This is a genomic window from Sphaerisporangium corydalis, assembly GCF_025506355.1.
Classification (GTDB): Bacteria; Actinomycetota; Actinomycetes; order Streptosporangiales; family Streptosporangiaceae; genus Sphaerisporangium; species Sphaerisporangium corydalis.
Genome location: NZ_JANZYP010000079.1, coordinates 1 through 25429, shown reverse-complemented (window position 1 = coordinate 25429; position 25429 = coordinate 1). Strand labels below are relative to the sequence as shown.

Here is a 25429-nt window from a genome sequence, read left to right as displayed (position 1 = left end):
GCCCGCTCCCCGCTGGAGAGACCCGCGAAAGGGGTCTTTCCGGCGGGGGGCGCGGGCCGTACCGTCAGTCTCTGAGGAGCAAAGTGTCATCCCAACCCGTCCTGGAGATCCGCGGGCTCGACAAGAGCTTCGGCCCGGTGCAGATCCTGCACAACGTCGCCCTGTCCGCGCACGCCGGCGAGGTCACGGCCTTGGTCGGCGACAACGGTGCCGGCAAGTCCACCCTGGTCAAGTGCATCGGCGGTACCTACTCGATCGACGCGGGGGAGTTCCTGTTCGCCGGCAGCCCCGTCACCGTGAGCAGCCCGCGCGAGGCGGCCGACCTCGGCATCGAGATCGTCTACCAGGATCTTGCCCTCTGCGACAATCTCGACATCGTCCAGAACATGTTCCTGGGCAGGGAGAAGAAGAGCGGGCTCGTCCTTGACGAGGCCACGATGGAGCAGATGGCGGCCAGGACCCTCGACAGCCTGTCGGTCCGCACCGTCCAGTCCATCCGCCAGCTCGTCTCCAGCCTCTCGGGCGGCCAGCGGCAGACGGTCGCCATCGCCAAGGCCGTGCTGTGGAACAGCAAGGTCGTCATCCTCGACGAGCCCACCGCGGCGCTCGGCGTGGCGCAGACCGCCCAGGTGCTCGAACTGGTCCGCCGCCTGGCCGACAACGGCCTCGCGGTCATCCTCATCTCCCACAACATGAACGACGTCTTCGCCGTGTCCGACCGGATCGCGGCCCTCTACCTGGGCCGGATGGCCGCGCAGGTGAAGACGGCCGACGTCACCCACTCACAGGTCGTCGAGCTCATCACCTCCGGTCGCAGCGGCGACCTCGGCCTGCAGAACGTCAACGGAGTCACCGCATGAGCACGACGATGCTTCCCGGGCAGGAGGCCGCCGCACAGTCCCCCGGCATCGGCGGCAACATCCGCAGCTACGTGGCACGGGTGCGGGGCGGTGACATGGGCGCCCTGCCGGCCATCCTCGGCCTCATCGTGCTCTGCACGACCTTCGCCATCCTGCGGCCGGTCTTCCTGTCGGCGATCAACTTCGCCAACCTGTTCACCCAGGGCGCCGCGATCAGCCTGATCGCCATGGGACTGATCTTCGTCCTGCTGCTCGGCGAGATCGACCTGTCCGCCGGCTACACCAGCGGCGTCTGCGCGGCCGTGCTGGCGGTCACCATGACCAGCCACGGCCAGCCCTGGTACCTCAGCGTCGCCGCCGCGATGCTCACCGGCGTGGTGATCGGGTTCGTGCTCGGCGCGCTGGTCGCCAAGCTCGGCGTCCCCTCGTTCGTGGTCACCCTGGCCGCGTTCCTCGCCTTCCAGGGCCTGCTGCTCGTCCTGGTCAACGAGGGCAACAACATCGCCATCCGCGACCCCACGATCATCGCGATCGAGAACAGGTACGTGCCGCCGCTTCTCGGCTGGATCCTGTACGTCGTCAGCGTCGTCATCTACGCCGCCGTGCAGATCGTGCGGGCGCGGCGCCGTTCCGGCCGGGGGCTGGTGGCCGACCCCGCCACCGTCATCGCCGTCCGGGTGGGCGTGCTCGCCCTGCTCGGCGGGTTCGCCGTCTACGCCCTGAACCTGGAGCGCAGCCGCAACGCCCTGCTGGTCTCGCTCAAGGGCGTGCCGATCGTCGTCCCCATCGTGCTGGCGCTGCTGGTCTTCTGGACGTTCATCCTGCGCCGCACGGCGTTCGGCAGGCACATCTACGCCGTCGGCGGCAACGCCGAGGCGGCCCGCCGGGCCGGCATCAGGGTGGACCGCATCCGGGTCAGCGCCTTCGTCATCTGCTCCGGCATGGCCTCGATCGGCGGCATCGTCCTGGCCTCCCAGGCCAGCTCCGTCGACCCGAGCACGGGCGGCAGCGACGTGCTGCTGTTCGCGGTCGGCGCCGCCGTCATCGGCGGCACGAGCCTGTTCGGCGGCAAGGGCCGGGTGCTGGACGCCATCCTCGGCGGCGCCGTCGTCGCGGTCATCAACAACGGCATGGGCCTGATGGGCTACAGCGCGAGCGTGAAGTACATCGTCACCGGGCTGGTCCTGCTCCTGGCCGCCGGCGTCGACGCCCTGTCCCGCAAGCGAGCCGCCGCCTCCGGCCTGAGGTGATGCGCGCCGGCCCCTCACAGGAGGAGATCCGGCGCCACAACCTCGGCGTCCTCCTGCGCCACGTCCACCTGGGCGGGCCCACCTCCCGGGCCGAACTGACCACCAAGATGGGGCTCAACCGCAGCACCATCATGGCGCTCACCGCCGACCTGACGGCGGCGGGCCTGGTACGCGAGGAACTGCCGCGCGAGACCGGCCGGGCCGGGCGGCCCTCCCTGGTCGTCCGCCCCGAGTCCCGGCGCGTCTACGTCCTGGCGTTCGACATCGGCGTCGACCGGGTCGTGGCGGCCAGGGTCGGCCTCGGCGGGGTGATCCTCGACCGGCGTGAGGCCGTACGCGACCGGGGGCCGTTCGTCCTCGACGACGTCGTGGACCGGCTGGCGTCCTTCACCGGGGCGATGCTCAAGAAGACCAGGTCCGACACCGTGTGCGTCGGGGTCGGCGTCGCGTTCTCCGGCGGCGTGCGCAGCTCCGACGGCGTCGTGCGGTTCAGCCCGAACCTCGGCGTGGAGGACGTGCCGCTGGGGGAGCGGCTGGAGAGCCGGCTGGCGCTCGGCATCCCGGTCGCGGTCGGCAACGACGCCAACGTGGGCGCGCTCGCCGAGCAGGCCCGGGGCGTGGGCGTGGGCTGCCGCGACCTCATCTACCTGCACGGGGACGTCGGCATCGGCGGCGGCATCATCGCGGCGGGCCAGCTACTCGGCGGCCGGGGCGGTTACGGCGGCGAGGTCGGGCACATGGTCGTCAACGCGGGCGGCCGGCCCTGCGGCTGCGGGTCGCGCGGCTGCCTGGAGGCCGAGGTGGGGGAGCGCGCCCTGCTGGAGGCCGCGGGCCGCTTCGGCCCGCAGATCGGCCGCGACGCCGTGCGGGCCGTCGTGGACGCCGCCGACCGGGGCGACATCGTCGCGCAGGACGCGCTCGCCCGGGTGGGCGACTGGCTCGGCCTCGGCGTGGCCAACCTGGTGAACATCTTCAACCCCGAGATCGTCATCTTCGGCGGCATGCTCAGGGAGATCTACCTCGGGGCGGCGGCGCAGGTGCGCAGCCGCATCACTACCGACGTGCTGTACGCCTCGCGCGAGAACCTGCGGCTGCGCACCCCGATCCTCGGCGACGACACCACCTTGGTCGGCGCCGCCGAGCTGGCCTTCGCCCAGGTGCTCGCCGACCCCCTGGACGCCCTCGCGCGCGTCGGCCCCTAGCGGGGAACACGCCGGTGCGCGTCCCGTCCGTGAAGATCATCAAGACGGCGGGTCCCGGTCCAGGCGGGGCGGGCCGGCGTTAAATCGATGGCGCCGCGTCCGACCGGCGGTGAATCATCGGCAGGATCGGGGGCCACCGCGAGCCCTCCCCTGCTTGAGAGGAAGTTCCGATGACCGATGCCGAGTCCACGCCGTCCGGATCCCGGCCCGAGGTCCGCGCGCCGGCCGGAAGGCTGCGCGGCGTCCGGGAGGAGGGCGTGGCGGTCTTCCGCGGCATCCCGTTCGCCGAGCCGCCGGTCGGCGAGGCCCGTTTCGCCGCGCCGCGACCGGTCCAAGCCTGGAGCGGGGTGCTGGAGGCCCTCTCGTTCGGCCCGCCGCCCCCGCAGGCCGGGCATTTCGGCATGGACGAGCGGACGCGGGACGCCGGCGACGACTGGCTGACGGTCAACGTCTGGTCGCCGGAACCCGGCCCGGGCGCCGGGCTGCCGGTGATGGTGTGGATCCAGGGCGGCGGTTACGGGATCGGCACGGCGAGCCTCCCCGAGTACGACGGCGGCCGGCTCTCGCGTGAGGGCGGCGTGGTCGTGGTGACGTTCAACTACCGCGTGGGCGTCGAGGGTTTCGCGCAGATCGAGGGGGCGCCCGCCAACCGCGGCCTGCTCGACCAGGTCGCCGCCCTGGAGTGGGTGCGCGACAACATCCAGGCCTTCGGCGGCGACCCCGGGCAGGTCACGGTCTTCGGCGAGTCGGCCGGTGGGGGATCGGTCGCCGCGCTGCTGGCGATGGACCGCGCGGCCGGGCTGTTCCGCCGGGCCATCGCGCAGAGCGTGCCGGGCCCGTTCTTCTCGCCGGAGCTAGCGGCGGACATGGCCGCCGCCTTCGCCGCCGAGCTGGGGCTGCGGCCCACGGTGGCCGACCTGTCCGGAGTCGCCCCTCGCGAGCTGCCCGCCGCCGCCGACGCGGTCGGCGCCAAGATCGACCAGTGGGCGGACCGCTGGGGCCTGGCCGCGCACGGAGGGCTCCCCTTCGCGCCCGTGGTCGACGGCGAGGTCCTGGCCGTCACACCATGGCAGGCCCTGTCCGGCGGAGCCGGCCGCGGCGTCGACCTCCTCACCGGCCACACCCGCGACGAGCAGCGCCTGTTCACCGTCATCAGGGGCATGCTCGGCGAGGTGACCGAGGAGCAGGCGGAGAACGCCCTCCGGCTCTTCGCGCCCGGCCCGGACGGCGCGCGCCGCTACCGCGACGCCTTCCCGGCGGCGGGCCCGGAGGAGCTGTACGAACTGGTCCACTCCGACTGGCTGTTCCGCATGCCCTCGCTGCACCTCGCCGAGGCCCAGACGGCCGGCGGCGGCCGGGCGCACGTCTACGAGCTGACCTGGGCGGCGCCGGGCATGGGCGGGGCCTTCGGGGCCTGCCACGGCCTCGACGTCCCGCTCGTCTTCGGCAACCTGGACCGCGGCGGGCCCGCCCAGCTGATCGGCGGGCCCTCCCCGGAGGGGGAGGCCCTGTCGGCCCGGATGCGCGCGGCATGGACCTCGTTCGCCGTGGGCGGCGACCCCGGCTGGCCCGCGTACGACACCGGCCGGCGCCTGGTCCAGCGCTTCGACACCGATCCGGCGGTCACGGCCTACCCCGAGGAGGCTTCCCGCCTGATCTGGCAGGACCAGGCCTTCCCCGTGTTGCCGCTGATCAGCCGCTAGCGCCGCGTGGCCGGGCCGTCCGAGCGGACGGCCCGGCCACGCGGAAGGTCAGTTCGCGGGGGTGGACGCGACCATCGCCGAGCTGCCGATCCAGGTGTTGCAGCCGGCGGGGCCCGCGGCCTGGAAGCCGCGCCTGAGCCAGTTGGCGATCGTGCGGCCCTTGCCGTGGTCACGGACCTTGCTGTGCTCGTCGCCGCTCTCGCGCGTGGCGTCCAGCAGGAACTCCCAGTCGTCGGTGGGGCGGTCCAGGGAGTCCCACACGCTGCCGATGAACGCGCCCGAGAGGCACTCCGCCTGGAGTTCCAGGCGCCGGAGCTGCTCGTTGTACTCGGACTTGTTCCGGGAGGGCAGGCGGCTGAAGGCGCGCTCGATCCCGGAGACGTTCTGGACGTGGTGCCCGTACTCGTGGGCGATCACGTCCATCAGGAACAGCTCCTCGGCCTGCTGGGTGATGTTCTTGTCCAGCAGGACGACGATGCGGCGGTAGTTCGGGCAGTACAGGCCCTGGGCGTGACCGGGCCACTTCGCGCCGCACACCCGCTGGGGCTTGGAGATGAACTGCAGGGACGGCTTGGAGAAGGGGATGCGGGCCTTCTTGAGCTGGGTCGCCCACGACCGGCTGAGGCAGTTGAACAGCGGCACGACGTACCGCCGGGCGGAGGCCACGCTCCCGGGCGTGACGGACGGCTCGGTGCACCTCGTGACCGGGAGCCTGCCGGAGGTGTACAGGGGGCTCCGGGTGAGGGCGGTGGCCCGGACCGGGGAAGCGCTCGCGGACGCCGGCGCGGCGGCCGGCGACGCGGCCTGGGCGGTACCGGGCAGGAGCATGCTCGCCAGCAGTCCGGCGGCCAGCGCGATGGAGGGCTTTCGAGTGATCACAGCAGAGCAGATTAGCTGTTATATCTACGCAAAGTCCGATAGATGCGTCAGGTGGTGACTTTCCGGTCCGGCCGCCGGGCCCGCGGCGCGCGGGCCCGGCGGGACCGTCAGGCGACCATCGCCGAGGGGGCGATCCAGGTGTCGCAGGCGGCCGGGCCCACGGCCTTGAAGCCCCGGCTCAGCCAGTTGGCGATGTTGCGGCCCTTGCCGTGGTCGCGCACGTCGGTGGTCTCGTCACCGCTGCGGCGGTCGGCGTCCAGCAGGGTGCTCCAGTCCTCGCCCGTGCGGCCCAGCGAGGGCCAGACGCTGCCGATGAACGCCCCGGCCAGGCACTCCGCCTGGAGCTCGTGCCGCCGGGTCTGCTCGTAGTACTCCGCCTTGCCCTTGTTGGGCAGGCGGTCGAACGCGCGCCACATGCCCGCCACGTTCTGGACGTGATGGCCGTACTCATGGGCGATCACGTCCATGAGGAACAGGTCCTCCGGCTCGGCGATCACGTCCTTGTCGAGCATGAAGACGATCCGCCGGTCGGCGTTGCAGTAGATCGCCTGGACGTCCTTGCCCCACTTCTCGCCGCAGATCCGCTGCGGCTTGGTGATGAAGGTCACACGCGGCTTGACGTACGGCAGGCGCGCCTTGGCGAACTGGGCGCTCCACGCGACGTCCAAGCACTTCACGAGGGGGAGGAGGTAGTTCTTCACCGACGCCACGTCGCCCGCGACGACGGGCCGCTCGGGGCATCGGGTGGAGGGGAGCCGGCCGGACAGGTACAGCCGGCTCTTGGTGAGGGCGTCCGCGTTCCTGATCGGATAGGACGTCTGGGAAGCGTGGGCCATGCCACCGGACAGCAGGCCGGTGAACAGGACCAAAAGGAGAGCGAGTGAGGACGTTCGCATGGTCCCGTGAGGGTACGCGAGCCGCCCGCTTGCCGTAAAACCAAACTAATGTGAAGAAAACTAGAGGGTTTCGCGAGGTTGGCCCCAGAGCGCCATCAAGGTGAGACGCTAGGTCGATCCCATGGCGCCGCTGGGGCGGAGCGACAGGGCAAATAGACTCGGGCGGGTCGACAACAGGCGGAGGGGATGATTCCGTGAGCGAGCGGAGCCAGCTAAGCGACGGTTCTGGCATCGGGCGGGCCGACCTGCTGGAGACCGTGAAGGGTCCGGGAGATCTCAAGCGGCTGGAGCCGGGCGAGCTGCCGCGCCTCGCCGCCGAGCTGCGCGACCTCCTGGTCTCCACGACCTCCCGCATCGGCGGCCACCTCGGCCCGAACCTCGGCGTCGTCGAGCTGACCATCGCCCTGCACCGGGTCTTCGACTCCCCCCGCGACCGCATCCTGTGGGACACCGGCCACCAGGCCTACGTCCACAAGATGCTCACCGGGCGCGCCGCCGATTTCACCACCCTGCGCCAGGAGGGCGGCCTCTCTGGCTACCCGAGCCAGGCCGAGTCCGACCACGATGTGATCGAGAACTCGCACGCCTCGACCGCCCTGTCCTACGCCGACGGCCTGGCCAAGGCCTACAAGCTGCGGGGCGAGACCGGCCGCACGGTCGTCGCGGTGATCGGCGACGGCGCGCTGACCGGCGGCATGGCCTGGGAGGCGCTCAACAACATCGCCGGCCACGCCAAGGACCCCGACCTGCCGCTGGTGATCGTCGTCAACGACAACGGCCGGTCCTACTCCCCGACGATCGGCGGGCTCGCCTCCCACCTGGCGTCCCTGCGCATGACGCAGAACTACGAGCACGCGCTGGAGTTCGTCAAGCAGAGCCTCGCCCGCGTGCCCGTCGTCGGCACCCCGCTGTACGACACGCTGCACGGCGTCAAGAAGGGCCTCAAGGACGTCCTGGCGCCGCAGGTCATGTTCGAGGACCTCGGCCTGAAGTACGTCGGCCCGATCGACGGCCACGACGAGCAGGCCGTCGAGGTGGCGCTGCGCAAGGCCCGCGACTTCCGCGGGCCGGTCATCGTGCACGTCCTCACCACCAAGGGGCACGGCTTCGCGCACGCCGAGAACCACGACGAGGACCGCTTCCACTCCCCGCAGCCGTTCGACCCGCTGACCGGCGAGGAGCAGCCCAAGGCGCACGGCTGGACCAACGTGTTCGGCCAGGAGCTCGTGCGCCTCGGCGCCGAGCGCGACGACATCGTGGCGATCACCGCCGCCATGCTGCACCCCACCGGCCTGGCCGCGTTCGCCGAGGCCTACCCCGACCGCATCTACGACGTCGGCATCGCCGAGCAGCACGCCCTCACCAGCGCGGCCGGCCTCGCGCTCGGCGGCCTGCACCCCGTGGTCGCCATCTACGCCACCTTCCTCAACCGCGCCTTCGACCAGCTCCTCATGGACGTCGCCCTGCACCGCCTGCCGGTCACGGTCGTGCTCGACCGCGCGGGCGTCACCGGCGACGACGGCGCGAGCCACAACGGCATGTGGGACCTGTCCATCCTCCAGGTGGTCCCCGGGCTGTCGATCGCCGTGCCGCGCGACGCCGTCCGGCTGCGCGAGCTGCTCCGCGAGGCGGTCACCGTCGATGACGGCCCCACCGTGGTCCGGTTCCCCAAGGGCGCCGTCGGGCCCGAGATCGAGGCCGTGGGCAGGCTCGGCGAGATGGACGTCCTGCGGGAGGCCGGCGACGAGGCCGAGGTGCTGCTGGTGGCCGCGGGCCCGATGGCCCAGATCGCGCTGGACGCCGCGGCGCTGCTGGACGCCCAGGGCATCCCGGCGACCGTGGTCGACCCGCGCTGGGTCAAACCCCTGGACCCCGCCCTGGTGGCGGCGGCGGGCGCCCACCGGCTCGTCGCCGTCGTCGAGGACAACGGCCGCGTCGGCGCGGTGGGCGACGCGGTGGCCCGCCTGCTCAGGGACGCGGGCGTCGACGTCCCGGTGCGCACGTTCGGCATTCCGCAGCGGTTCCTCGAGCACGCCAAGCGCCCCAAGATCCTCGCCGAGATCGGCCTCACCGGGCAGGACCTCGCCCGCGAGATCACCGAAGCGGTGGCGCGGCGCTCCTCGCTCCTGGAGGGCCATCCGGCCGGCTGAGGCCGCCGGGGGTTCGTCCGGTGTGCCGAGCGGCCGCTGGACGGGTCGTGCGGCGGGCTGAGATCTCCTCCTCGGGCCGAGGAATGTTCGCCGGATGGGGGGGTAGGCAAGGCCTGCGCCCTCCCGGAGAAGGCGTCCTGTCCGATCGATGACGATCAAGGGGCGTGCCGATGTCCATTTTCAGGACCAAGTCGGTGGAACGGTCGGTCCAGGACACCGAAGCGCCCGAGCATCAGCTCCGCCGCAGCCTGAGCGCGCTCGACCTCACGGTCTTCGGCGTCGGCGTGATCGTCGGGACGGGCATCTTCGTGCTCACCGGCCAGGTGGCCAGGGACACCTCCGGCCCGGCCGTCGCGCTGTCGTTCGTCGTCGCGGGCGTCGTCTGCGCGCTGGCCGCCCTGTGCTACGCGGAGTTCGCCTCCACCGTCCCGGTGGCCGGGTCGGCGTACACGTTCTCCTACGCCACCATCGGCGAGTTCCCGGCCTGGATCGTCGGGTGGGACCTGATGCTGGAGCTGGCGCTCGGCGGCGCCGTGGTCGCGGTGGGCTGGTCCGGCTACCTCTCCGAGCTGCTGGCCACCTTCGGCATCCATCTGCCCGCCTCGCTCGCGGGCGAGCACGCCACCTTCAACATCCCCGCCGTGCTGGTCGTGCTCGCGCTCACCGCCGTGCTGGTCGCCGGGATCAAGCTGTCCTCGCGGGTCAACCTGGTCGTCGTCGCCATCAAGGTGACCGTGGTCCTGCTGGTGATCGTCGCGGGGCTGTTCTTCATCAAGGGCGCCAACTACACCCCGTTCGTCCCGTCGGCGCAGCCCACCCCGGCGGTGGGCGGGCTGAAGGCGCCGCTGATCCAGGTGATGTTCGGCATCTCCCCGGTCGCCTACGGCCTCGCCGGGATCTTCTCCGGCGCGGCCGTCGTGTTCTTCGCCTTCATCGGCTTCGACGTGGTGGCCACCGCCGCCGAGGAGACGCGCAAGCCGCAGCGCGACCTGCCCATCGGCATCATCGCCTCGCTGGTGGTCTGCACCGTCCTGTACGTCGCGGTGTCGCTGGTCGTCGTCGGCATGCAGCCCTACAACCGGCTCAGCAGGTCGGCCCCGCTCGCCGGGGCGTTCCGCGCGGTCGGCCAGGACTGGCTGGCCACCGTCATCAGCGTCGGCGCGCTGGCCGGGCTCACCACCGTCGTGATGATCCTCATGCTCGGGCAGAGCCGGATCTTCTTCGCCATGAGCCGCGACAACCTGCTGCCCCGGGGGCTGGCCGCCGTCCACCCCCGCTTCGGCACCCCGTACCGCATCACGATCATCATCGGGGTGGTGACGGCGCTGCTCGCCGGGCTGATCCCGCTGTCGGCCCTGGCCGAGCTGGTCAACATCGGGACGCTGTTCGCCTTCGTCCTGGTCTCGGTCGGCGTCGTCGTCCTGCGCAGGACCCGGCCCGACCTGCCCCGGGCCTTCCGCACCCCGCTGGTCCCGCTGGTGCCCGCCCTGTCGGTGATGGCCTGCATATACCTCATGCTGAACCTGCCCGTGGAGACCTGGCTGCGGTTCCTGATCTGGATGGCGATCGGCATCGTGGTGTACTTCGTGTACGGCATGCGGCACAGCCGGGTGAGCGAGGACCGGGCCGCCTCCGCAGGGTAGCGGTCCCGTGCCGCGAGCCTGTGCGCGGGCCCTCCGCTCCCGCTGGACAATGGAGGGGAAGCCGCAGGGCACGGAGGGACGACCATGGTCACGCTGGAAGACGTCGCCAAGCACGCGGGGGTGTCGCTGGCGACGGCCTCGCGGGTGCTCAACGGCAGCAGCCGCCAGGTGGGCGCGTCCCTGCGGGTCAAGGTCGAGGCGTCCGCCGCCAAGCTCGGCTACCGCGTGGACGCCACCGCCCAGACCCTCGCCCGGGGCGTCGGCAACGTCGTCGGCGTCATCATCCAGGACCTCACCGACCCCTACTTCGCCGCCATCGCCGACGGCGCGATCCGCGGCGCCGACGAGCACGAGATGGTGGTGACGCTCGGCACCACCTACCGTGACCCCGAGCGGGAGATCGCCCTGGTCGCCACGCTGAACGCCCAGCGCGCCCGCGCGGTGCTGATCGCCGGGTCCCGCGTCGTGGACGAGGTCATGATCCGCCGGCTGCGGGCCGAGCTGGACGTCTACCGCGCCTCCGGGGGCCGGGTGGCGATCATCGGGCAGAACCTCCTCGGCACCGACACCGTGGCCCCGCTGAACCGCGAGGGAGGCCGCAGGCTCGCCCACGCCCTCGCCGGCCAGGGGCACCGGCGGTTCGCCCTGCTCGCCGGGCCGGCGAACCTGTACACCGCCGTCGACCGGGCCGAGGGGTTCAGTGAAGGGCTCGCCGAGCTCGGGCTGCCCGAGCCGGCCGTGGTCCACGGCGGGTTCGACCGGGACGGCGGGCACGCCGCGGCCGTCGAGCTGGTCGCCATGGACACCGGCGCCACCTGCGCCTTCGCGGTGAACGACGTGATGGCCGTGGGGGCGTTCGCCGCCTTCAGGGAGCTCGGGGTCAGCGTGCCGCAGGACATGTCGATGGCGGGGTTCGACGACATCGCCTCGCTGCGCGACCTGGTGCCGGCGCTGACGACCGTGCGGCTACCGCTCGCCCACATGGGGTCGCTGGCGCTCGACCTGGCCCTCAGCTACGAGGACGTCGCCCGGGAGGAGCCGGTCGCCGGGGAGGTCGTCCTCCGCGAGAGCGTCAGAAGACTCCCGTGAGCACGTGAGGCCCGGCGGCATGGCTCAGTCCTCGGGGTCGCCCTTGGCGGACAGCCGGGTCAGCGCCGCGGAGATCGGACCGGCCGCCAGCGCGATCTGCCACTCGCGCACGCCCAGCTCGCGCAGCCGTGCCGCCAGTGTGTCCTCGTCGAGCTCGGCGGGCGGCTCCCACGTGAGGCGCCGGATCGCCTCGGGCTGCAGGAGGTTCTCGGTGGGCATGTGGTGCTCGGTGGCCAGCGTCGCGACGGCCGCCCGGGCGGCGGCCAGGCGCCTGGCCGCGGCGGGGTCGCGGTCGGCCCAGCGGTTGGCCGGCGGCGGCCCGTCGCCGGGGCCGCTCGGCTGCGGGAGCTGGGTCTCGGGCAGCACCCGCGCCCGCCCGATGGCGTTCAGCCAGTCGCGCAGGTGACGCCGGGCGCTGCGGCCGGTGAAGGGGGCGATGTCGGTCAGCGCCTTGGTGGTGCGCGGCTGGTCGAGCGCGGCGGTCACGATCGCCGAGTCCGGCAGCACCCGTCCCGGCGCGAGGTCGGCCTCGCGCGCCAGCTCGTCGCGCAGCGTCCACAGCTCGCGGACCACGGCCAGGCCGCGCAGCGAGCGCACGCGGTGGATGCCGGAGGTGCGGCGCCACGGGTCGGTGCGCGGCGGAGCCGGGGGAGCGGCGAGGATCGAGGCGAACTCCTCCTGCGCCCAGGCGAGCTTCCCGGCGGCGTCCAGCTCGTCGTACAGGATGTCGCGCAGCTCGATGAGCACCTCGACGTCCAGGGCGGCGTACCGCAGCCAGTCCTCGGGCAGCGGCCGGTGGGACCAGTCGGCCGCGGAGTGCCCCTTCTCCAGGCGCAGTCCGAGGACGTTCTCCACCATGGTGCCGAGGCCGACGCGCTCGTAGCCGAGCAGCCGCCCGGCCAGCTCGGTGTCGAACAGTTCGCGGGGGGTGAAGCCGACCTCGGCCAGGCAGGCCAGGTCCTGCGTCGCGGCGTGCAGGACGATCTCGGCGCCGGCCACCGCCGCGTCCAGGCCCGACAGGTCGGGGCAGGCGATGGGGTCGATGAGCGCGCTGCCCGAGCCGGTGCGGCGGAGCTGTACCAGGTAGGCGCGGCCGCTGTAGCGGTAGCCGGAGGCGCGTTCGGCGTCGACGGCGACCGGGCCGGTGCCGCCGGCGAACGCCTGTACGACCGCGGCGAGCGCGGCGGGGTCCTCGATGACCGGCGGGATGCCCTCACGGGGTTCCAGGAGCGGCTCGATCTCGGATGCGGGGATGTCTTCGTCGTCGGTCACGTCCTGAAGGACTCCGGGTCTTCGCGACGCGCGGACCGCGGTGGGAGGGCCGCGACGTCGGGTGGCAGGGGTGGGATGCCCGCCGCGAGGCACATCAGGTCGCACCAGGCGGCGACGTGCGCCGACAGGTCCTCCTCCAGCGGGGACCACGACGCGCGCAGCTCCAGCTCGGTGGTGACCGGATCGTCGGCCTTGTTGCCGAACCCCTCGGACACGGCGCGGGTGACCGTGCCGCCGGCGGCGGCGTAGCGGGCGCACCGGGAGTCGAGGGCCTCGGTCAGCCAGCTCCACGCGACGGGCCCGAGCATCGGGTCGGAGGTGATCTCCGGCTCCATGTCGGCGCGGACGTAGGCGACCAGGCGGAACGGGCCGTCCCAGCCGCGCTGGCCGTCGGGGTCGAACAGCATGATCAACCGGCCGACCGCGAGCTCGTCGTCGTCGCGGTAGACCGAGGCGCCAACGGCGCCGGAGTAGGGGGCAAGCCGCTGCGGGGCGGGGATGTCCTCCAGCTCGATCTCGGGCCTGACCTCGGCCGGGCGCAGGCTCTCCAGCGCCCGCCGGAATGCGGCAGGGGCCGGCGGCGCGTCACCGATGGTCATGGTTGCAGAGTAGGCCGGAGCGGGCGGAGCCGGAAGCAGGGGGGTATGCGCGGTGAACATGAGTGGTGATCAAGCCACGATCACCGGGTCGCCGCGACGCTCCACGTAGGACCGGCCGTGGTCGTCGTGCCCGTCGAGGCGGGGTCGCCGCTCGAACGCCGGTTCACCGGCACGGCGCGCACAATGCACACTGCGGTGCTCGGAGGAACTCCACATCGCGGTCATCGCGGGCCTTTCGTCGGGTCCCAAGATCGAAAGCTCGCACGGACAGGAGTGCGCGTGGCCTGGCCGGCGCTCCCCCCGCGCGCCCTTGTCCGTGAGCTCGAGGGCTGGTCCGACGTTGACACGTCGCGGCGACATTTCCCCGCAACGCGCTCGGCGTGTCCCGAAAGTGGTCACCGAATCAGCGCCGCGCGGGGATTTGACGAACTTTTGGGCCAGCCGCGACATGATCACGGACCTCACGTGAGACGTACTGTACCGGCGCTTTGGAACGGGTTGGCGCGGCCGGCCGCGTACCGCTTCCCGGCCTGCCTCGCCGAATCAGACATAGCGTATGCTTCGCGGCTTCCATTAGCATCACCGGACATTGGCCTAGTAAATATCTCTTTTACGGCAAGCTTTGGTATCGCCGAGTACGACTTAAGACGCTCCCCTTGCGCACGCGGTGCGTGGACCGGCCCCCTCGCATGGCACCCTGGAAACGTGAATCCCGAGACCGCCGAGTCCCCGTTCGTCCGCGCCTGCCGGCGACTGCCCGTGCCGCACACGCCCGTCTGGTACATGCGCCAGGCCGGCCGCTCGCTTCCCGAGTACCGGGCCGTGCGCGCCGACGTGCCGATGCTGACGGCGTGCGCCACCCCCGACCTCATCGTGGAGATCACGATGCAGCCGGTGCGCCGCTACGGAGTCGACGCGGCGATCTTCTTCAGCGACATCGTGGTGCCGCTGAAGGCCATCGGGATCGACCTCGACATCAAGCCCGGCGTCGGCCCCGTCGTGGCCGACCCGATCAGGGACACCGCCGGGGTGGACACCCTGCGCGCCCTGGACCCCGGCGACGTGCCGTACGTCACCGAGGCCATCCGCACGCTGACCAAGGAGCTCGGCGCGACGCCGCTCATCGGCTTCGCCGGCGCGCCGTTCACGCTGGCGTCCTACCTCATCGAGGGCGGGCCGTCCAAGAGCCACGACCACACCAAGGCCATGATGTACGGCGACCCCGCGCTGTGGCACGCGCTCATGGGGCGGCTCACCGACATCACGCTGGCCTACCTGCGCCTGCAGGCCGACGCCGGCGCCTCGGCGATCCAGCTCTTCGACTCCTGGGTCGGCGCCGTCGCCCCCGAGGACTACCGCGAGTTCGTCCTGCCCTACACCAGCCGCATCTTCGCCGGCCTGGCCGACCTGGACGTGCCGCGCATCCACTTCGGCGTGGGCACCGGAGAGCTGCTCGGCCTGCTGGGCGAGGCCGGCGCCGACGTCGTGGGCGTCGACTGGCGGGTCCCGCTGGACGAGGCCGCGCGGCGCGTCGGCCCGGGCAAGGCGCTCCAGGGCAACCTGGACCCGGCCATCCTGTTCGCCCCGTGGGAGGTCGTCGAGCGCCGCGCCCGCGACGTCCTGACCAGGGGCGAGGCCGCCGAGGGGCATGTGTTCAACCTCGGCCACGGGGTGCCGCCCACCACCGACCCCGGCCAGCTCGGCCGCCTCACCGACCTCGTCCACGAGGTCTCCGCCCGCTGATCACCCCTCGCCCGGCCGGTCCTTCCCACCCGCGTCGCCGATCGCGGCGGGCACGGAGGGTTCGGGCGCGTCCGGCGGGCGCGCGTCCGCCGGGGGTACGCCCGGTGCGGGGCGGCGACGGCGGGCGGGGTACGGCAGGGACGGCACCCGCCGCCGTACGGCCGCGTAGGCGATCCACAGCACGGCGAGCACCACGAGCCAGGGCAGCAGCGCGCCGATGACCGTCAGGACGACCCGCGTCGTGCCGGTCAGGGCGCCCCAGCCGGACTTCAGCCCGCTCAGGAAGTTCGGCGCCGGCTTGGCCTTGGGCTTGGCCGTCGGGGGCCCGCCGACGCGCACGAGGCGCAGGGTCAGCGTCCCCATGGCGGTCTGGGAGGCCAGGGACGTCTGCTGGGCCTGCAGCGACTCCAGGTCGGCCTCACGGGAGGAGATCTCCCGCTCGACCTCCAGCACCTCGGTGATGGTCTTGGCCTTGGCGAGGAACGTGCGGACCTGTTCCAGCGACGACCGCGCCGACTTCACCCGGCTCTCGACGTCGGCGACCTGCTGGGTCACGTCGTCGGTGCCCAGGTTGATCGACTGCCGCTTGCCCAGCTCCTTGCCGAGCCGGTCCACGATGCCCGGATAGTTCGCCGGGGGGATCTTGAAGACGAGGGTCGAGGTGTCCTCGCCGCTGTAGGAGGCGGCCTGCTCCCGGTCCAGGCGCCCGCCGGCCGCCGTGACGGTCTGCTTGGCCCGGTCGGAGGCCGCCGCGACGTCCTTGACCCGGACCGTCATCTCCCCGGTGTACACGATCGCCCGGTCCGCCTTCTCGACCTCCACCGTGGAGGGCGCCCCGGACGCCGAGGTCGCCTTCGGGGCCGGTACCCCGGCGTCCTTCGCGACGCCGCCCGCCGTCGCCCGCTCGGGCTGGGCGGCCTGGTTCTGCACGGGCGCGGCGGCCATCCCGCCGCCGTCGCTCGACTGGCTGTCCGCGCCGCCGCACCCCGACAGGGTGAGGACGACGGCCGCCAGGGCCACCGCCACAGGCGGACTGAACCTCAAAGTCCTCATGCTGTTGTTGACGGGACCGGCGATGGCGGGGTTTGGGGGTACGCGTCACAATGGCGTCACGTTCTCCCTTCCCGGGCTCGGAGCCCCGTCGTGGCCAGCGCGCGCGGTGGCCGGGGACGGGTAACGTCTGAAAACATGAAAGGGACTCGGCGGCACGTCGTGGTCGTGGGCGGGGGCATCGCCGGGCTGGCCGCGGCATGGCATCTTCACCGTGAGGACGCGACCATCGCGGTGACCGTGCTGGAGGGCTCCCCGCGCGTCGGGGGCAAACTGCGCGCCTCGGAGATCGAGGGCGTGCTCGTGGACGAGGGCGCCGAGGCGATGCTGGCCCGCCGCCCCGAGGGCAAGGAGCTCGCGCGCATGGTCGGGCTCGGCGACCATCTGGTCCATCCGGGCACCACCGGCGCCTCGGTGTGGACCAGGGGCGCGCTGCGGACCATGCCCCCCGGCCACGTCATGGGCGTCCCGTCCGACGTCGTCGGGCTCGCCCGCTCAGGCTTGCTGTCGCCCGCCGGCCTCGCCCGGGTGCCGCTCGACCAGATCCTGCCCGCGACGCTGGTCACCTCCGATGTGTCGGTGGCGGCGTACATCAGGGCGCGCATGGGCAGCGAGGTCGTCGACCGTCTGGTGGAACCGCTTCTCGGCGGCGTCTACGCCGGGCGCGCGGACCTGTTGTCGCTGGAGGCGACGATGCCGCACGTCGCCACGGCCGCCCGCACCGAGCGCTCGCTGCTGGCCGCCGCCAAGGCGATCTCGCGCAACGCCCCGAAGGACGCGGGACCGGTCTTCACCACCCTGCGCGAGGGCATGGGCGGCCTGCCCGCGGCGGTCGCCGCCGCGTCCGGCGCCGACGTCAGGACCGGCGTGACGGCGCGCGAGCTCAGGCGCACCCCCACCGGCTGGAGCGTCGTCACCGGGTCCACCCGCGACCCCGAGACGATCGAGGCCGACGCGGTGATCGTCGCGGTGCCTGCGCCCGCCGCGGGCAGGCTGCTCGCCGCCGAGGTGCCCAAGGCCGCCGCCGAGCTGGCCCGCATCGAGTACGCCAGCATGGCGATCGTCACCCTGGCCTACCAGCGCTCGGCGTTCCCCGAGCCGCCGTCCGGCAGCGGCTACCTGGTGCCCTCGGTGGAGGGCCGCCCGGTCAAGGCCGTGACGTTCAGCACGGTCAAGTGGCCCCACCTCGCCGAGGCCGACCCCGGCCTGCTGGTGCTGCGCTGCTCCATCGGCCGCCTGGGCGAGGAGTTCGTCCTGCAGCGGGACGACGGCGAGCTGGTGGCGCTGGCCATGGCGGAGATGGCCGAGGTCATGGGGGTCCGCGGGCTGCCCCTGTCGACCCGGGTCACCCGCTGGGGCGGCGCGCTCCCGCAGTACGATGTCGGTCACCTCGACCGGGTCGCCCGCGTCCGGGCGGCCGTCGCCGTGCAACCCGGTCTGGCCGTGTGCGGCGCCGCCTACGACGGGCTCGGCGTCCCCGCCTGCGTCGCCACCGCGCGCACGGCTGCGGGCAGGGTCCTCGCGCACCTCCGGCGGGAGCACGAGGGAGAATGGCGGGAGGACGAGCCCGCGGCGGGCTCCCGCTGAGCCGCCGGCCGTCCCGGTCCGAACGAACCTGTCGATGGAAGGCGAGTGCGATCAGTGACGGAGAGCAGTGCGCGGCCCAAGGCGCGCGATCTCAACCAGGTCATCCGCTACACCATGTGGTCGGTCTTCCGCGTGCGCGAGCCGCTGCCGAGTGACCGGCAGGAGCTGTCCCACGAGGTCGAGAACGTGCTCTCCCAGGCCGCAGAGAAGGACGTCGTCACCCGGGGGTCCTACGAGGTGGCCGGCTTCCGTGCCGACGCCGACTACATGTTCTGGTGGCACGCCCCCTCCCCTGAGGACCTGCAGGAGGTCTACGGCCGCTTCCGGCGCACCGCCCTCGGCCGGGCGAGCGAGCCGGTGTGGTCGGTCATGGCGCTGCACCGCCCCGCCGAGTTCAACAAGTCGCACATCCCGGCCTTCCTGGCCGAGGAGGAGGCGCGCGGGTACGTGTCGGTCTACCCGTTCGTGCGCTCCCTGGAGTGGTACCTGCTGGAGGACGCCGAGCGCCGCGCCATGCTGGCCGAGCACGGCCGGCTGGCCCGCGATTACCCCGACGTGCGCGCCAACACGGTGGCGTCGTTCGCGCTGAACGACTTCGAGTGGATCCTGGCCTTCGAGGCCGACGAGCTGCACCGCATCGTCGACCTGATGCGTCATCTGCGCGCCTCGGAGGCCCGCAGGCACACCCGCATCGAGGTGCCGTTCTACACCGGCACGCGCAAGCCCCTGGAGGAGCTCGTCGCCGCCCTCCCGTAACCACCCATACGCCGACATATACGGACATGCGTCACATGCACCCCGAACGCCTCATGTCTCACATTTTTGGAAGAAGCTCCGCAGCTATGGGATCTTTGCCATACTCGGTGCAAATCCCGTGTCGACGTGAGGCAGAGGGTGAACAGGGGCAGAGGTCTGGCACGTTCCAGGCGAGGGGGGCACCGGCGCCGTAAGTCGCGCCGGTCGATGGTTCTCGAAGGTTCGGTCGCGCTGGCGGCCGTCGCCGTGGCGGCCCTGGGGGTCGGCGCGGTGGTGGCGCGCCCGCACGATGGGACGGCCGCCGCCGGCGTCCCGTCCGGCGCGCCGAGCCCGGCAAGGACGCCCGGCGGTCCGGACGGCGAGGCGACCGGCGGGCCGGGCGTGAAACCGGCCAGCAAGAAGGCCAAGAAGACGCGCGGCGCGGCGGAGACGGCCTCGGGCCCGTCCAAGCACACCGACGTCAAAGCGGTGAACTACTTCAAAACGCGGTGGGTGCGGGACAAGGCGGTGAAGCGGATCACCGACATCAGGACGGTCGGGAAGTACCTCCGCATCTACACCGACCTCCCCGACAGCGCGCACAACTCCAAACCGGCCATCGACCTGTGCAAGCGGGGCCTTGAGTACCTCGTCCAGGAGGTCGGCGACCAGCACCCCGTGGTGTTCGTCCAGGCGCACTTCGGCCAGAACGGCAACCCGGTGCTCGCCAACATCCTCGGCCCCGGCGACGGCTCCTGCCGGCTCACCCACCCGGCTCCGGAGTAGGAGGCTCCGGGAGCTTCGGAGCTCCTGACACCCGCACCCGGGTTTTGCCGCAGACCTCGCAGCGCTGGATGACCACCTGGCCTATGGCCTCGGTGGTCTCCCACCTGTGGCGTAAATGCACACAGCCCCCGGACGACACGTGGCGCGCTCTGGCATGTGGGAGGGGGACCCCTCGCCCTTCTTACCCCGGCGATGGGGCCCGCATGCGCCACTCGTGACTTTCTGTATGCCTTTGATCACAATAGCGGGCGTTCGCGGCACGCGCGAACGGGCGGCGACGCGCCCGCCATGCGACGTCAGGATCCCGGCGGCCTATTCGGCCGGCTGGAGGCGGAGCGAGACCGAGTTGATGCAGTAACGGTCGTCGGTCGGCGTGCCGTAACCCTCACCGTGGAAGACGTGCCCGAGGTGGGAGTCGCAGCGGGCGCAGCGGACCTCGACCCGGGTCATGCCGAGCGAGCTGTCCTCGATCAGCGTCACCGCCTCCGACTCCGACGGCTCGAAGAACGAGGGCCACCCGCAGTGCGAGTCGAACTTCGTCTCCGACCGGAACAGCTCCGCCCCGCAGGCGCGGCAGGAATAGACGCCCACGGTCTTGGTGTCGACGTACTCTCCGGTGAACGGCCGCTCCGTGTCCGCCTGGCGGAGCACACGGAACTCGTCTGGGGACAGCTGAACACGCCAGTCGGCGTCACTCTTGACCACCTTCTCCATGCCTCCAGCCTATGCGGGCGCGGCGCCGGGGCGCTCCCGGGCACCCGGACGTAAGAACCTCGTCAGAACACGACGGAAAGTCCTTGTGGTGATTCCCCGGCCCGAGCATCCTTTCGGGGTGTTCCAGGCGTCTTCATCGGCGGAGGGTTGATCACCTCCGGCTAGAGGGAGATCGCCGGTCCATCCCCGCTTCAGGCGGTGCCCGCGGCTACGCCGGGCGCCGTCGTACGGTCGGGGGAGGCCCGTGGGCGGGCGCACGTCAGCGCCCGCCCGAGGGTCGTGGCGGGCGGTCGTGAGGTCCGTCCCGTTCGAGAGCCTGGTCCGCCACCGAGGTGCTCCGGGACGGGCCCGCCCATCCCGGGTTCTGTCACAGGCGAGGAGTACGGTCGAGGACATGGCGTCGCCGTTCATCGAGCTCAACGTGGGAGACCGGCTCATCAAGGTCACCAACCCCGACAAGATCTACTTCCCCGGCATCGGGGCGACGAAGCGCGAGCTGGTCGAGTACTACGCCTCCGTCGGCGAGGGTGCTCTCCGCGCGCTCAGAGACCGGCCCACCTACCTCAAGCGTCACCCCGACGGGGTCGAGTCCGAGGCGATCTACCAGAAACGCCTCCCGCCCCGGCACCCCGACTGGCTGGAGACCGTCACCGTCCGGTTCCCGAGCGGCCGGAGCGCCGACGCGCTGCGGGTGACCGAGGTCGCCGCCATCGCCTGGTGCGCCAACCTCGGCACGATCGACTTCCACCCGTGGCCGACCCGCGCCGACGACGTGGAGCATCCCGACGAGCTGCGCGTCGACCTCGACCCCCAGCCCGGCACCGACTTCGAGGACGCCCGCGTCACGGCGTTCGCCGTCCGCGAGGTCCTGGACGAGCTGGGGCTGCGCGGCTTCCCCAAGACCTCGGGCACCCGCGGCATCCACATCAACGTGCGCATCGAGCGCCGATGGTCGTTCACCGAGGTCCGCCAGAGCGCCATCGCCCTGGCCCGCGAGGTGGAGCGCCGCCGTCCCGACCTCACCACCACCGCCTGGTGGAAGGAGGAGCGCGGCGAGAAGGTCTTCATCGACTACAACCAGAACGCCCGCGACCGCACCATCGCCAGCGCCTACTCCGTGCGCGCCAGGCCGCACGCCCCGGTGTCCACACCGCTCACCTGGGAGGAACTGGCCGACGCCGACCCCCGCGACTTCGACATCCGCACCGTCCCACCCCGATTCGCCGAACTGGGCGACGTCCACGCCGAGATCGACGACCGCGCGTTCTCCATCGACCCCCTCCTGGAGTGGTACGCCAAAGACCAGCGCGGCGACATGCCCTACCCCCCCAACTACCCCAAAATGCCCGGCGAGCCCAAACGCGTCCAACCCAGCAAAGCCCGCCCAGAAGACCCCCCCGAATAAGGTCCTCGCCTTCGGCTCGGGCTGTGTTTCCCAAGGGCCTTCGGCCGGTCGCTGCGCCCGCCGCCGGATCAGGCAATAGACGATGGTCCGGCACGCCCTGAACGAGGGAGATGGCCGGCGCGGGACACCAGAACCCGGCTTGGCCAGGGAGATGTCACGGCTGGCCGCCTTGACCTTGCGCACAATCTGACCGACCATCCAGGGAGAACGCAGCAAACCCCAGCAACCGCTTAACAGGAGACAAGATCGTGCGACTACGGTTCCTCGGTAAGGAAACGCAGGGCGGCGGCTCGCCGACGCTGTTCGACACGGACGAGATCGTGAACGGCAAGGAGGTCTATGTGATCCAGGGCTGGCGGATCACCGATCCTGAGACGCTGGCGCAACTCGACATCCCCGACCACGAGACCGTGATCGCAGTCCCCAAGGCACTCATGAGTCATCTACCAGAGGAAACCCCGCATGGAGCTACTGAAGGGTGAGGACTTCGAGGACCTCTTCCACGCCTTCGAGCGGTCGGCATTCCATTTGGAGTTGAAAGACTCCTATGACACGCCGGAAGAAAGAGGACCGTTCGGCCTCTTCCTCGAAGGAAGGCTCGATGAATACGCATGGCATCGGTCCTGGCTGAATCTCATTCGCGAAGTGACGCAGCAAGGTAAGCAGATCCAACGAGCCCGACTCGTCACCGTGCCCCACGTGGACTACACGCGATGGGGGCTGGAAGTTGCGAGACTCAATATCGAAGCGGGAGAGGACATCCGCTACCTTCCTCGGCATCTGGCGCGAGGCATCGATTTTCCGGCTGATGACTTCTGGCTCTTCGATGACGATCGTCTCGTCTTCACCGTGTTCGAGCCGGGTGGCCGTTTCATTGGCGGCGTTGACGTAAGATACCCGGTTCTGGTGGAGCAGTGCCGTAGGGTTCGGGACGAAGTCTGGGCCATAGCGATACCGCGCGGGAAATATGTCCACTCTGAACACACTTCCAGGTGAGCGTGTTCTTTGCCAAGCACGGTTCATCAGGCGAGAGAAGCTCTCGGGCAGGCGCTCCGCGAGCTACGCAGGGACGCTGGGCTGACCGGTAGACAACTGGCCACGCTTGCCGGCTGGCACAGCTCTAAGGTGTCGAAGATCGAGTACGGCAAGCAGAATCCCTCGGAAGATGACATCCGGGCATGGTGTCGGCTGTGCGATGTCGCCGATCAGGCGAACGATCTGATCGCGGTCGTCCGCTCCATCGAATCGATGTACGTCGAGTGGCGCCGGAACCTGCGGACGGGCACCAGAAGGCGGCAAGCGGAGTCCGTCAAACTTGAGGCCGAAACCAGGTTGTTTCGCTGGTTTGAGCCCGTCCTCGTGCCAGGCATCTTTCATACCGCAGAATACGCGGCTGGCGTCTTGGCCCGTGTCATCGAATTTTATGGCATACCGGACGATCTGGAAGCCGGCGTCCTGGCGAGAATGGAGCGCCAGCAAATCCTGTACAAAGGAGATCACCGGTTCCACGTCATCCTCGCACAACAGGCGCTTTGGACTGTCGTCGATAGTCCGGCGGTCACCATTGGCCAACTCGATCGACTCTTGGCCATATCTTCACTTGCCCGAGTCAGTTTGGGCATCCTGCCCGCACGATCCGTCTATCAGGTGCCAACGAACCAGTTCATCATTTTCGATGATCGGATGGTTCACGTGGAAGCGGTGTCGGCGGAATTGACCATCATGCAACCCCGTGAGATCGCCCTGTATGCCAAAGCCTTCCAAACCATGTCAAAGGCGGCCGTCTACGGACCCAAGGCCCGCGCGCTGATCTCAGACGCCCTGAGGGCCCTCGCAGCGGACTGAAGCAAACTGCGGCAAACTTCTTGGAGCTTCCTTCTCCCTGTCCCTAGCGTCACCTGAGTGACCGAACCCGTACCGGTTCGACGCGGACCTTCCGGCGAGCGAAAAGGCAAGCCGAGATAGATGAATCATCCAGGGCCCGAGAAGGGGATTTGATGGGAAGCCTGATGACCCAGCCGTGGGGGCTGAGCCGGAGCACCGAGCATCTTCCGGCCGCCCCGCCGCCGTACGAAACGACATCGTTCGATCCCGAGACTCAGCTCACCCGCTTCTACGACGCACAGGGTGCGATCGTGGACATGGGTAAGGATGGCACCAGCAGGACCTTCGTCACGGTCACCGTGTCGAAGGGCGGCGGCGGGGATGGGTCGGGCGGGGCGGCGCAGGTGGCGGACGACTCCAACAACGACACCGCGACGGACTAGCCGTGATGCGGCCCGCTCGGGACTGTGTGATGGTGATCACCTCGGAGGCGGATGTCACCGCCAACCTGGTCATCGAGGTGCTGAACGAGCGCCGGGCGCTGGTCGCCCGCGTCGATCCCGCCGACGTCGGGCCAGGCCTGCTGTTCAGCGCCCTGATGGGCGGGGGCGAGAGGCAGTGGTCTGGACGATTGCGCACACCGAGCCGTGACATCGCCCTGGAGGATGTGCGTGCGGTGTACTACCGCCGTCCGTCTCCGTGGCGGTTCAGGGAACTGGAGCCGCAAGCACGTGACTTCGCTGTCGCCGAAGCTCGCCACGGCCTGAGCGGGCTGCTCGCGAACCTTCCGAACTGCCGCTACGTCAATCATCCGGCCAGCATCACCAAGAGTGATTTCAAGCCGGCGCAATTGCGGGTGGCCGCTCGGATGGGGCTCGCGGTGCCGGTGACGCTGATCTCGAACGACCTGGAGGAGATCAAGAAGTTCGTCGCTGAGCGAGAGCCCGTCGTCTACAAATCGTTTCGGGGAGCGCCACCCACCCCAGAGGGGCATGTCGCTGCGATATGGACGCAGCGGATCGCTCGGCGGGATCTTGATGATTCGGTGTCGATGACCGCCCACCTGTTCCAACAGGAGATAGACAAGGTTGCCGACGCCAGGGTGACCGTGATTGGCCGGCACGTGTTCGCCAGCAGGATCACCACGCCCGATGGCGCGGTCGACTGGCGCGCGGGTGACTGGGACGGACTGATGCACGACCCCCTTGAGGTGCCCGAGGCGGTCAAGAACGCTCTTTACTCATATCTCGATCACTTCGGGCTGGTGTTCGGCTGCTTCGATTTCGCTCTCGAAGCGGCAGATGACAGCGCCGGTCCCTACCGATGGACTTTCATCGAGTGCAACCCCAACGGGCAGTGGGGTTGGCTGCCCGATTCCGATGCGATGGCGGACGCTTTCGCTGAGGTGCTGGTGAAAGGATGGTGGCCGTGACCGATACGGCCGAATTCCGTCGTGCGCTGGCGGACCGCATCGGCTCTCCCGGCTGGCGCGGGGCGTTGGAGGCGACGCCGCGTGAGTTGTTCCTGGGCGACGCCGTCTACCGGCCCGACAAGACTCGTGGTGATTTGTGGACTCCCATCCGTCGTGCCGATGTAGGCATGGACGAGTGGCTCGCCCTGGCTTACGCCGACCAGACCTGGGTGACTCAGGTCGGGGGCGTCCTCGCGGACGAGGCGACCGACGTCGTGACGGGATCGCCGAGTTCCTCCTCCACCTTCCCGAGTCTGGTGGTGCTGATGCTGGAGGCCGCTCAGATCGCCGAGGGTGACACGGCATTGGAGATCGGTACCGGCACGGGGTACTCGACAGCGTTGATGTGTCATCGGCTTGGTCAGGAGGCCGTCACCTCGATCGAGTACGACCAGGAGGTCGCCGCCCGCGCTGGGAAGGCGATCACCGAGGCCGGATACACACTGAACCGCGCCGGGATTGATGGAGACTTCATCGGTTGGAAAGGATGGAGTCCATGTCAGGTCGATCCAGTTCCCCTCACCCTGCCCAGCGTCGCTATCCACCGGAGCTGAAGGAACGGGGGGTGCGG

General features: G+C 70.6%; 24 protein-coding genes. 18 read left to right on the top strand and 6 right to left on the bottom strand.

Translation table 11 applies throughout. From position 1 onward, the window contains the following. Positions 1–83: 83 nt before the first annotated feature. The 4 genes from NYZ98_RS36295 to NYZ98_RS36280 all read left to right on the top strand — a co-directional run bounded on the left by NYZ98_RS36295 (position 84) and on the right by NYZ98_RS36280 (position 5015). Positions 84–860: an ATP-binding cassette domain-containing protein gene (locus tag NYZ98_RS36295; RefSeq protein WP_262848934.1), complete on the top strand. Its 777-nt coding sequence runs from the start codon at positions 84–86 to the stop codon at positions 858–860. After that, on the top strand, positions 857–2110 hold the full coding sequence (locus NYZ98_RS36290) for a sugar ABC transporter permease (RefSeq protein ID WP_262848932.1): 1254 nt from the start codon (positions 857–859) through the stop codon (positions 2108–2110). The genes NYZ98_RS36295 and NYZ98_RS36290 overlap by 4 nt, the downstream gene beginning before the upstream one ends. Then, on the top strand, positions 2110–3312 hold the full coding sequence (locus NYZ98_RS36285; RefSeq protein ID WP_262848930.1) for an ROK family transcriptional regulator: 1203 nt from the start codon (positions 2110–2112) through the stop codon (positions 3310–3312). Before NYZ98_RS36290 ends, NYZ98_RS36285 begins: the two co-directional genes overlap by 1 nt. Before the next feature lie 170 nt (positions 3313–3482). Next, positions 3483–5015, top strand: coding sequence for a carboxylesterase/lipase family protein (locus NYZ98_RS36280; protein ID WP_262848928.1), 1533 nt, complete (start codon positions 3483–3485; stop codon positions 5013–5015). A gap of 48 nt (positions 5016–5063) precedes the next feature. Here the strand turns inward: NYZ98_RS36280 and NYZ98_RS36275 are convergent, their stop codons facing one another. Then, positions 5064–5894, bottom strand: a complete 831-nt coding sequence (locus NYZ98_RS36275) for a neutral zinc metallopeptidase (RefSeq protein WP_262848925.1) — start codon at positions 5892–5894, stop codon at positions 5064–5066. 107 nt (positions 5895–6001) lie between these two features. Further along, a complete protein-coding gene (locus tag NYZ98_RS36270) occupies positions 6002–6790 on the bottom strand; it encodes a neutral zinc metallopeptidase (RefSeq protein ID WP_262848923.1) in 789 nt (262 codons plus the stop codon). A gap of 245 nt (positions 6791–7035) precedes the next feature. On the opposite strand from NYZ98_RS36270, the gene dxs reads away from it, so the two are divergent. The 3 genes from dxs (at position 7036) to NYZ98_RS36255 (ending at position 11672) form a co-directional block, all read left to right on the top strand. Then, positions 7036–8940, top strand: coding sequence for a 1-deoxy-D-xylulose-5-phosphate synthase (dxs, locus tag NYZ98_RS36265; RefSeq protein WP_262848976.1), 1905 nt, complete (start codon positions 7036–7038; stop codon positions 8938–8940). A 170-nt stretch (positions 8941–9110) separates the two neighbouring features. Continuing rightward, positions 9111–10583: an amino acid permease gene (locus tag NYZ98_RS36260; RefSeq protein ID WP_316249642.1), complete on the top strand. Its 1473-nt coding sequence runs from the start codon at positions 9111–9113 to the stop codon at positions 10581–10583. An 84-nt stretch (positions 10584–10667) separates the two neighbouring features. Next, positions 10668–11672: a LacI family DNA-binding transcriptional regulator gene (locus NYZ98_RS36255; protein ID WP_262848918.1), complete on the top strand. Its 1005-nt coding sequence runs from the start codon at positions 10668–10670 to the stop codon at positions 11670–11672. Positions 11673–11696: 24 nt separating this feature from the next. Here the strand turns inward: NYZ98_RS36255 and NYZ98_RS36250 are convergent, their stop codons facing one another. Beyond that, positions 11697–12944 carry an HRDC domain-containing protein gene (locus NYZ98_RS36250; protein ID WP_262848915.1) on the bottom strand — a complete coding sequence of 416 codons (1248 nt, stop codon included), beginning with the start codon at positions 12942–12944 and terminating at the stop codon, positions 11697–11699. Further along, entirely contained in the window at positions 12941–13543 is a 603-nt protein-coding gene (locus NYZ98_RS36245) for a DUF3000 domain-containing protein (RefSeq protein WP_262848913.1), read from the bottom strand. Before NYZ98_RS36245 ends, NYZ98_RS36250 begins: the two co-directional genes overlap by 4 nt. A gap of 705 nt (positions 13544–14248) precedes the next feature. On the opposite strand from NYZ98_RS36245, the gene hemE reads away from it, so the two are divergent. Further along, the gene (gene hemE, locus NYZ98_RS36240) at positions 14249–15286 is read left to right on the top strand and encodes a uroporphyrinogen decarboxylase (protein ID WP_262848910.1); all 1038 of its coding nucleotides are present in this window, start codon (positions 14249–14251) and stop codon (positions 15284–15286) included. Here the strand turns inward: hemE and NYZ98_RS36235 are convergent, their stop codons facing one another. Further along, positions 15287–16330 carry a DUF4349 domain-containing protein gene (locus NYZ98_RS36235; RefSeq protein WP_262848908.1) on the bottom strand — a complete coding sequence of 348 codons (1044 nt, stop codon included), beginning with the start codon at positions 16328–16330 and terminating at the stop codon, positions 15287–15289. A gap of 144 nt (positions 16331–16474) precedes the next feature. Here NYZ98_RS36235 and hemG point away from each other — a divergent pair, with 144 nt between their 5' ends. From hemG to NYZ98_RS36220, 3 genes are all read left to right on the top strand, one after another. Next, complete coding sequence (hemG, locus tag NYZ98_RS36230) at positions 16475–17923, top strand: protoporphyrinogen oxidase (protein ID WP_262848906.1); 1449 nt, start codon at positions 16475–16477, stop codon at positions 17921–17923. Positions 17924–18037: 114 nt separating this feature from the next. Further along, positions 18038–18679 (top strand): hydrogen peroxide-dependent heme synthase, encoded by a 642-nt coding sequence (gene hemQ, locus NYZ98_RS36225; RefSeq protein WP_262848974.1) that lies wholly within the window; start codon positions 18038–18040, stop codon positions 18677–18679. Positions 18680–18886: 207 nt separating this feature from the next. After that, entirely contained in the window at positions 18887–19444 is a 558-nt protein-coding gene (locus NYZ98_RS36220; protein WP_262848904.1) for a hypothetical protein, read from the top strand. Positions 19445–19756: 312 nt separating this feature from the next. Here the strand turns inward: NYZ98_RS36220 and msrB are convergent, their stop codons facing one another. Further along, a complete protein-coding gene (msrB, locus tag NYZ98_RS36215; RefSeq protein ID WP_262848902.1) occupies positions 19757–20158 on the bottom strand; it encodes a peptide-methionine (R)-S-oxide reductase MsrB in 402 nt (133 codons plus the stop codon). Positions 20159–20552: 394 nt separating this feature from the next. Here msrB and ligD point away from each other — a divergent pair, with 394 nt between their 5' ends. The 7 genes from ligD (at position 20553) to NYZ98_RS36180 (ending at position 25412) form a co-directional block, all read left to right on the top strand. After that, positions 20553–21563, top strand: a complete 1011-nt coding sequence (gene ligD / locus NYZ98_RS36210; RefSeq protein WP_262848900.1) for a non-homologous end-joining DNA ligase — start codon at positions 20553–20555, stop codon at positions 21561–21563. Between the two features lie 248 nt (positions 21564–21811). After that, complete coding sequence (locus NYZ98_RS36205) at positions 21812–22045, top strand: hypothetical protein (RefSeq protein WP_262848897.1); 234 nt, start codon at positions 21812–21814, stop codon at positions 22043–22045. After that, on the top strand, positions 22026–22559 hold the full coding sequence (locus NYZ98_RS36200; protein ID WP_262848895.1) for a DUF6879 family protein: 534 nt from the start codon (positions 22026–22028) through the stop codon (positions 22557–22559). Before NYZ98_RS36205 ends, NYZ98_RS36200 begins: the two co-directional genes overlap by 20 nt. Before the next feature lie 9 nt (positions 22560–22568). Further along, positions 22569–23408, top strand: a complete 840-nt coding sequence (locus NYZ98_RS36195) for a helix-turn-helix domain-containing protein (RefSeq protein WP_262848892.1) — start codon at positions 22569–22571, stop codon at positions 23406–23408. Positions 23409–23560: 152 nt separating this feature from the next. Next, a complete protein-coding gene (gene tgmA, locus NYZ98_RS36190; protein WP_262848890.1) occupies positions 23561–23830 on the top strand; it encodes a putative ATP-grasp-modified RiPP in 270 nt (89 codons plus the stop codon). A gap of 29 nt (positions 23831–23859) precedes the next feature. Next, on the top strand, positions 23860–24819 hold the full coding sequence (tgmB, locus tag NYZ98_RS36185) for an ATP-grasp ribosomal peptide maturase (protein WP_262848888.1): 960 nt from the start codon (positions 23860–23862) through the stop codon (positions 24817–24819). Beyond that, positions 24816–25412: a methyltransferase domain-containing protein gene (locus NYZ98_RS36180; RefSeq protein WP_262848886.1), complete on the top strand. Its 597-nt coding sequence runs from the start codon at positions 24816–24818 to the stop codon at positions 25410–25412. Before tgmB ends, NYZ98_RS36180 begins: the two co-directional genes overlap by 4 nt. Positions 25413–25429 lie beyond the last annotated feature (17 nt).

What these genes read in the sequence shown, in the direction of transcription:
- NYZ98_RS36290 (WP_262848932.1), top strand. Translation starts at nt 857, where the DNA reads ATGAGCACGACGATGCTTCCCGGGCAGGAGGCCGCCGCACAGTCCCCC.
- NYZ98_RS36285 (WP_262848930.1), top strand. Translation starts at nt 2,110, where the DNA reads ATGCGCGCCGGCCCCTCACAGGAGGAGATCCGGCGCCACAACCTCGGC.
- NYZ98_RS36280 (WP_262848928.1), top strand. Translation starts at nt 3,483, where the DNA reads ATGACCGATGCCGAGTCCACGCCGTCCGGATCCCGGCCCGAGGTCCGC.
- NYZ98_RS36270 (WP_262848923.1), bottom strand. Translation starts at nt 6,790, where the DNA reads ATGCGAACGTCCTCACTCGCTCTCCTTTTGGTCCTGTTCACCGGCCTG.
- NYZ98_RS36260 (WP_316249642.1), top strand. Translation starts at nt 9,111, where the DNA reads ATGTCCATTTTCAGGACCAAGTCGGTGGAACGGTCGGTCCAGGACACC.
- NYZ98_RS36255 (WP_262848918.1), top strand. Translation starts at nt 10,668, where the DNA reads ATGGTCACGCTGGAAGACGTCGCCAAGCACGCGGGGGTGTCGCTGGCG.
- NYZ98_RS36245 (WP_262848913.1), bottom strand. Translation starts at nt 13,543, where the DNA reads ATGACCATCGGTGACGCGCCGCCGGCCCCTGCCGCATTCCGGCGGGCG.
- hemG (WP_262848906.1), top strand. Translation starts at nt 16,475, where the DNA reads ATGAAAGGGACTCGGCGGCACGTCGTGGTCGTGGGCGGGGGCATCGCC.
- hemQ (WP_262848974.1), top strand. Translation starts at nt 18,038, where the DNA reads ATGTGGTCGGTCTTCCGCGTGCGCGAGCCGCTGCCGAGTGACCGGCAG.
- NYZ98_RS36220 (WP_262848904.1), top strand. Translation starts at nt 18,887, where the DNA reads ATGGTTCTCGAAGGTTCGGTCGCGCTGGCGGCCGTCGCCGTGGCGGCC.
- msrB (WP_262848902.1), bottom strand. Translation starts at nt 20,158, where the DNA reads ATGGAGAAGGTGGTCAAGAGTGACGCCGACTGGCGTGTTCAGCTGTCC.
- ligD (WP_262848900.1), top strand. Translation starts at nt 20,553, where the DNA reads ATGGCGTCGCCGTTCATCGAGCTCAACGTGGGAGACCGGCTCATCAAG.
- NYZ98_RS36200 (WP_262848895.1), top strand. Translation starts at nt 22,026, where the DNA reads ATGGAGCTACTGAAGGGTGAGGACTTCGAGGACCTCTTCCACGCCTTC.
- tgmA (WP_262848890.1), top strand. Translation starts at nt 23,561, where the DNA reads ATGGGAAGCCTGATGACCCAGCCGTGGGGGCTGAGCCGGAGCACCGAG.
- tgmB (WP_262848888.1), top strand. Translation starts at nt 23,860, where the DNA reads ATGGTGATCACCTCGGAGGCGGATGTCACCGCCAACCTGGTCATCGAG.